Raw genomic sequence first — 5,642 nt, 5'->3', positions numbered from 1 at the left:
AGCCATGAATTTGATGATGAGGGAAATCTTATCAAGCTAGGACAACCTGTTGGGGCTTGGGATTTTAATGAAAAGAGTTTTAGTATTTGGGGGTCTATTCGTCAGATGGAAACTTATAAACCAAAATGGTATACAAAGCTTGCATCAAAAGTAACTTTTGAAGACATCCTACAATCTCCAAAAACCAAACAATACTATATTTACAATCAAGATTATCAAGACTATCAAAAATTCACCCCCTATGGTTTAGACTTTAAACTTTATAGTAAAGATTTCATTGCTAAACTTGATTTCAAAGATAAAGCTTATAATACACTTTATGATACAGGAGTTTAAATGGTAGGTAGTATTCAACTTTCTATTTTTTTAGGTTTGGTAGGATTTATTTTTGCTTTTGCTAATATAAAATTTTATCTTACAACTTTAAGTGTTCTTGTTGTCTTTTCTATTATAAACTATTGGATTAAGATTAACATAAAAGAATTTTTAAAATCTTATTTTTTAATATATTTTATTGTGTTTTTTGCAATTATTGTCGTAATATTTTATTTTAGCTATGATATTGAATTTTATAAGTCGCCTATATTGCTTACTCCTCCAAAATCACCACAAGAATATATAGCCCATAATTGTTTTAAAATTTTATCCTTTACAACTTTTATTTTTTTAAAAAACACATTTATTATGTTTCTTTGTTTATTACAAGCTTATTTTTTTAAATGTTATAGCACAGGAGTAAAACGTAAAAAAATAAGTTGGCTCATAGGGTTTGTGTGCAATGTTTTTATATTAATTGCGAGTGCGTATACGGTAAGGTTTGGATTATTTTAAACTTTATAGTAAAGATTTCATTGCTAAACTTGATTTCAAAGATAAGGCCTATAATACACTTTATAATACAGGAGTTTAAATGGTAGAAGCTGTTGGTTTAGGATGGTTATTTGGTATGATTTTATTTTTTGGTGCATTGTTTAATGAAGTAAAATTTTATACTTTTATTTTAAGTGTTTTAGCTATCTTTGCTTTATTAAATTATTTCATAAGAATCAATATAAAAGAGTTTTTAAAATCTTATTTTTTAACATTTTTTATTATTTTTCTTATTACCATCATCATAGGATTTTATGTAACTTATGGTGTTGATAATGTGGGACATTTTGTACTTATGGATCCTCCAGAAGTTAAGAAACTTTTGCCAGATGAGTATCGTATATATATTTGCATAGGATTTTTATTTGGTTGGATTTGCTATTTAACACTTTTTGCACCTTTTATAGTTCTTTGTTTATTACAAGCTTATTTTTTTAAATGCTATAGCACGGGAGTAAAACGCAAAAAAATAAGTTGGTTGATAGGGTTTGCATGCAGCTCTCCTTTTATATTAATATTTTTTAAATATATAAATGATGGAAATATTTATTTATAGTAAAGATTTCATTGCTAAGCTTGATTTCAAAGATAAAGCTTATAATACACTTTATGATACAGGAGTTTAAATGATAGAAGCTATTGGTTTAGGATGGTTATTTGGTGTGATTTTCTTTTTTGGTTTCTTTTTTGGTTTAGCAAAGGGTTTAGGTTTTTTAATCATCTTTTTAGCTATCTTTGCTTTATTGAATTATTTCATAAGACTCAATATAAAAGAATTTTTAAAATCTTATTTTTTAACATTTTTTATTATTTTTCTTATTACTATCATCATAGGATTTTATGTAACTTATGGTGTTGATAATGTAGATCGTTTTGTACTTATGGATCCTCCAGAAGTTAAGAAACTTTTGCCAGATGAGTATTATATATATATTTATTTAAAAGCTTTATTTCAAGTATTTATGTTTTCAACGTTTTTTGCACCTTTTATAGTTCTTTGTTTATTGCAAGCTTATCTTTTTAAATGTTATAGCACAGGAGTAAAACGTAAAAAAATAAGTTGGTTTATAGGGTTTGTATGCAGCTCTCCTTTTATATTAATGTTTTTTAATTATATAAATGATGGAAATATTTATTTATAGTAAAGATTTCATTATCAAACTTAATTTTAAGAATCTTTTATGTTAAAAAACATTATAGTTTATAAAAATTTAATTTTAAGAAAAAATAAATGAAAGAAGCATTTATAACAAGACTTACTTTTTTAAGCAATGAAGATATAAACAAAATCAATAAAAATTCATCTATAGCATACTTAAAAGCTTTATATCAATGTGAGAATTCTATAGCTATAAATTACAAAAAGGAAGAACTTTTTACCCAAACCACTGCCATAAACAATCTAGGTTATAAAAACGATTTCGCTAAAATCTTTATTTTAAACAAAGAAGAATTAAATGATACCTACCTTGATGCTAGAAAAGATCTTTACAAATCTATCAATACTTTAAAACAAGAAAGAAATGAAAATATAAAAAATATCCAAGCTTATTTGGATAAAGAAAATTCCTTACAAGATAATCCAAATAATCAAAGTTTGAATACTCAAAAAAATGATGTTAATTTAGTCTTAAATGAAGTATTTAACATAGAACAATTTTATGATAAAAATACTAATACTATAGTTTTAAAAACAAGCAATATAAAAATCATATTTTTAGATAAAGTAAATTTACAAGATTTGCAATCTAATGATAGTAATACTTCTTTTATTTCTATGTCAAATTTAATTCATATCTATGAGAATCATTGTGATATATTCACTAAAGATAAAAGTGTTTTAGATATAAATTTCATAGAAGAAAAATATCAAATAGATTTTAAAAGTTTAGATACCAAAATCTTCCTCAATTCCACCCTTTTAACAGGCTCTAAAGAATTCCCTAATAATCCCTTTTATTTTGGAGAATTAGATCAAGAAGGAATAATCAAACAAGATATACCCAGTTATTATTTTTCCCCTAAAGATGAAAGCAGTGGTAAATTAGATGAAATAGACAAAAATCAAGATTTAGAAATTTTTCATATTGTTAAAGGAGCAAATTTGCAAATTCCTATTTATTCTAAACTCAAAGCAAAACTAGAAAGCAAAGGAATAGACAATATAACAAGCGGGCAAATTGCTTGGTTTGTGTGTAGTTTGATTCTTGCTTTGGTGACTTATATTATTCTAACTTTTCACTACATTTACATTAGTTATGGTAAATATGATAAGAATTTATTTTTATTAATATTTGATAGAAATGCAATGGAGTTATTTGTTATTGTATATTCTTGCATAATGTTTAATTTATTATATATTTATAATGCCATTCCTTTGGTTTTATCTGCGGTATTTATATTTTTAGCATTTTATTTTTCTAGTTTAAGCTTGTTTATTGTTGGTTGTTGTGGTATAGGAGTATTTTTCTTAATATCCATTTTTAAAAGAAAGTTTATGTTTAGTGTTTTACTATTCGCCTTGGGTTATACTTGCACATTGTTCTTTTTTTATGGACTGGCAACATATTAGAAAGGATTTTATAAATGAAATATTATGCAACGATTTATATTGATGAGTTTTTAGAATATGAAATATTAGTTAGTCTTTATAATGGAAACGGCTTAGATTTCACCCACGCTTTCTTAGGACTTACCAAAGGCAAAAGTCCTGATGAGCTTGATAAAGCAGATGAAACATTAAGACAAGAATATCTTAAAAACAAAGAATTTAAATTAATTAAAAGTATTAAGTAGATTGGTTATAATAAAACAATTTATCTATATTAGGAGTAAATTTGCAAATTCCTATTTATTCTAAACTCAAAACAAAGCTAGAAAGCAAAGGAATAGACAATATATCAAGTGGGCAAATTGCTTGGTTTGTGTGTAGTGTAGGGATTTTTATCATTCCTATGGTATATTTTTATATCAGTAACAATTATGATCAATTCACTATTTTATTTATTATGTTATTTATTTTTATATTGAATATGCTTTATATTAAAAATTTTTTTGCATTATTGTTGCTTGTGATATTAATATTTATATATATGAAATATCATGAGTTTATCTATAATTTTAAAATTTTATTTTTTATTTTTGCACCTGTAATTTTTATCTTTTTAAGAGCTTGGAGAATTTTAATAACTTTTTTATGTGGATATATTTTTTTAGTGGCTATGGTATATATATTTGAGTTATTAGGAGGATTTTATAAATGAAATATTATGTTACGATTTATATTGATCCATTGGTAGAATGTTTTTTGGATTTTAAAAATCAGTGTTACTGGCAAAGAGAAGATTTCACCCACGCTTTCTTAGGACTTACCAAAGGCAAAAGTCCTGATGAGTTAGATAAAATAGATGAAACATTAAGACAAGAATATCTTAAAAACAAAGAATGGGACAAGATAGATCAAAAATGGTATGAAGCTAAAGAACCTAATGAATTCAATGATGGTTTTTGGGGTTTTGGAACTGGAATTGCTAATGTTGCAGAATCTCTTATAGGATCTCCTGGCAAAGTATTTAACAATAACCAATATGTATTAGATAATAATATTGATAAAAATTGTTATATTATTAAAAAACTAAGAAGCCCTCAAACTTTCAAACCCTCTAATCGTTGCACTTTAGAAATTTCTAAAGAACAATATGAAAGCTTACTTGTAAATATTAAAAATGATTTTAATACTACAAAAGAAATTACACCTAATAGCAAAGAACCAATCAATGAAGAATTTACCTATAAACTTCTTGAAAACAACTGCGTTACTTGGGTTATTCAAAAACTTTCTGATATAGGAATAGAGCTTATTGATGATGAATATAAAGTGCCTGGAAATTTGATAGATATCTTTGGTTTGATTAAATCTCTTCACTCTATCTTTTTGAAATTTCAAAATATTGATGATAATTTACAAAGCGTAAAAGGTGCAAGAGCTTTTATTGTTTGGACTAGATCTATGCTAGATAATAATTATATATGTTATGTAAATCAGGAAAATTTAGAAAAGAAAATACAAACTTTTTGTAAAAAAGATATAGAAAATCAAAGATATTATGAAAGTATTAAAAAATTTTATGATAAAGCCTCCCAACTTAAAAGTATATATAATAAATTAGATTTTTGTTTGGAATCTATCACTAAAAAATTTAATACAAGCATAAAAGGCGATTTTGAATTGATTTATTTCGATAGAAAAGATAGACAAATTAAACTTTTAAAAGCAGATAATGATTATGAAGCTATTGCAATACAAGATTTAGATTTGAGTCAAAAATGTAATAATTTTAGTGTGAGTAAGTTTTATCCTTTTATTTTTATACCTAAAGATGAAATGCTTTCAAGAATGCTTTATCATAAATATGATTATGGTAATATCTCACAAGAATATCAAAAAGATAGAAATGAATTTTATTTTAATGTTTTAGCAGGAGAAAAAAGCGATAAATACTGGAGTTCTAGCTATCATAAAATGACTAAAAATTTAAGGAAAATTCATGCCTCTTGAAAAAGTAAAAGAAACAATTTTTGCTTATGATAAAGAAGTGATTGATTGTGAAGTCTTAAGGGCTAAAAATATTGATTTGATTTATTCTAAAATTTATTTTAAAGGTGTATTACTTACAGGCTCTAAAGAATTCCCTAATAATCCCTTTTATTTTGGAGAATTAGATCAAGAAGGAATAATCAAACAAGATATACCCAGTTATTATTTTTCTCCT

Annotated in this window: 9 protein-coding genes; all 9 read left to right on the top strand. The window is 24.8% G+C overall.

Features of this window, described 5'->3' with window-relative positions; genetic code table 11:
• A partial coding sequence (locus CQA75_RS08520) for a DUF6402 family protein (RefSeq protein ID WP_246023812.1) occupies positions 1–336 on the top strand: 336 nt, incomplete at its 5' end.
• Positions 337–831 (top strand): hypothetical protein, encoded by a 495-nt coding sequence (locus tag CQA75_RS08515; protein ID WP_137624550.1) that lies wholly within the window; start codon positions 337–339, stop codon positions 829–831.
• Between the two features lie 79 nt (positions 832–910).
• Positions 911–1,426: a hypothetical protein gene (locus tag CQA75_RS08510; RefSeq protein WP_137624549.1), complete on the top strand. Its 516-nt coding sequence runs from the start codon at positions 911–913 to the stop codon at positions 1,424–1,426.
• Positions 1,427–1,496: 70 nt separating this feature from the next.
• Positions 1,497–2,012 (top strand): hypothetical protein, encoded by a 516-nt coding sequence (locus CQA75_RS08505; RefSeq protein WP_137624548.1) that lies wholly within the window; start codon positions 1,497–1,499, stop codon positions 2,010–2,012.
• 89 nt (positions 2,013–2,101) lie between these two features.
• Positions 2,102–3,442, top strand: a complete 1,341-nt coding sequence (locus CQA75_RS09445; RefSeq protein WP_246023810.1) for a hypothetical protein — start codon at positions 2,102–2,104, stop codon at positions 3,440–3,442.
• A 14-nt stretch (positions 3,443–3,456) separates the two neighbouring features.
• Complete coding sequence (locus CQA75_RS08490; RefSeq protein WP_052778932.1) at positions 3,457–3,666, top strand: hypothetical protein; 210 nt, start codon at positions 3,457–3,459, stop codon at positions 3,664–3,666.
• 41 nt (positions 3,667–3,707) lie between these two features.
• Positions 3,708–4,133, top strand: coding sequence for a hypothetical protein (locus tag CQA75_RS08485; RefSeq protein WP_002779759.1), 426 nt, complete (start codon positions 3,708–3,710; stop codon positions 4,131–4,133).
• Positions 4,130–5,428 (top strand): hypothetical protein, encoded by a 1,299-nt coding sequence (locus CQA75_RS09440; RefSeq protein WP_137624547.1) that lies wholly within the window; start codon positions 4,130–4,132, stop codon positions 5,426–5,428. Before CQA75_RS08485 ends, CQA75_RS09440 begins: the two co-directional genes overlap by 4 nt.
• Positions 5,418–5,642 (top strand): hypothetical protein (locus CQA75_RS08475; RefSeq protein WP_137624546.1); only part of this gene is annotated, 225 nt, incomplete at its 3' end. The genes CQA75_RS09440 and CQA75_RS08475, both read left to right, overlap by 11 nt.

Source organism: Campylobacter taeniopygiae (genome assembly GCF_005406225.1).
Taxonomy (GTDB): Bacteria; Campylobacterota; Campylobacteria; order Campylobacterales; family Campylobacteraceae; genus Campylobacter_D; species Campylobacter_D taeniopygiae.
Note: the sequence above shows the minus strand (reverse complement) of the source record. Positions and strands in the feature narration are given on the sequence as shown.

What these genes read in the sequence shown, in the direction of transcription:
- CQA75_RS08490 (WP_052778932.1), top strand. Translation starts at nt 3,457, where the DNA reads ATGAAATATTATGCAACGATTTATATTGATGAGTTTTTAGAATATGAA.
- CQA75_RS08505 (WP_137624548.1), top strand. Translation starts at nt 1,497, where the DNA reads ATGATAGAAGCTATTGGTTTAGGATGGTTATTTGGTGTGATTTTCTTT.
- CQA75_RS09445 (WP_246023810.1), top strand. Translation starts at nt 2,102, where the DNA reads ATGAAAGAAGCATTTATAACAAGACTTACTTTTTTAAGCAATGAAGAT.
- CQA75_RS08515 (WP_137624550.1), top strand. Translation starts at nt 337, where the DNA reads ATGGTAGGTAGTATTCAACTTTCTATTTTTTTAGGTTTGGTAGGATTT.
- CQA75_RS08510 (WP_137624549.1), top strand. Translation starts at nt 911, where the DNA reads ATGGTAGAAGCTGTTGGTTTAGGATGGTTATTTGGTATGATTTTATTT.
- CQA75_RS09440 (WP_137624547.1), top strand. Translation starts at nt 4,130, where the DNA reads ATGAAATATTATGTTACGATTTATATTGATCCATTGGTAGAATGTTTT.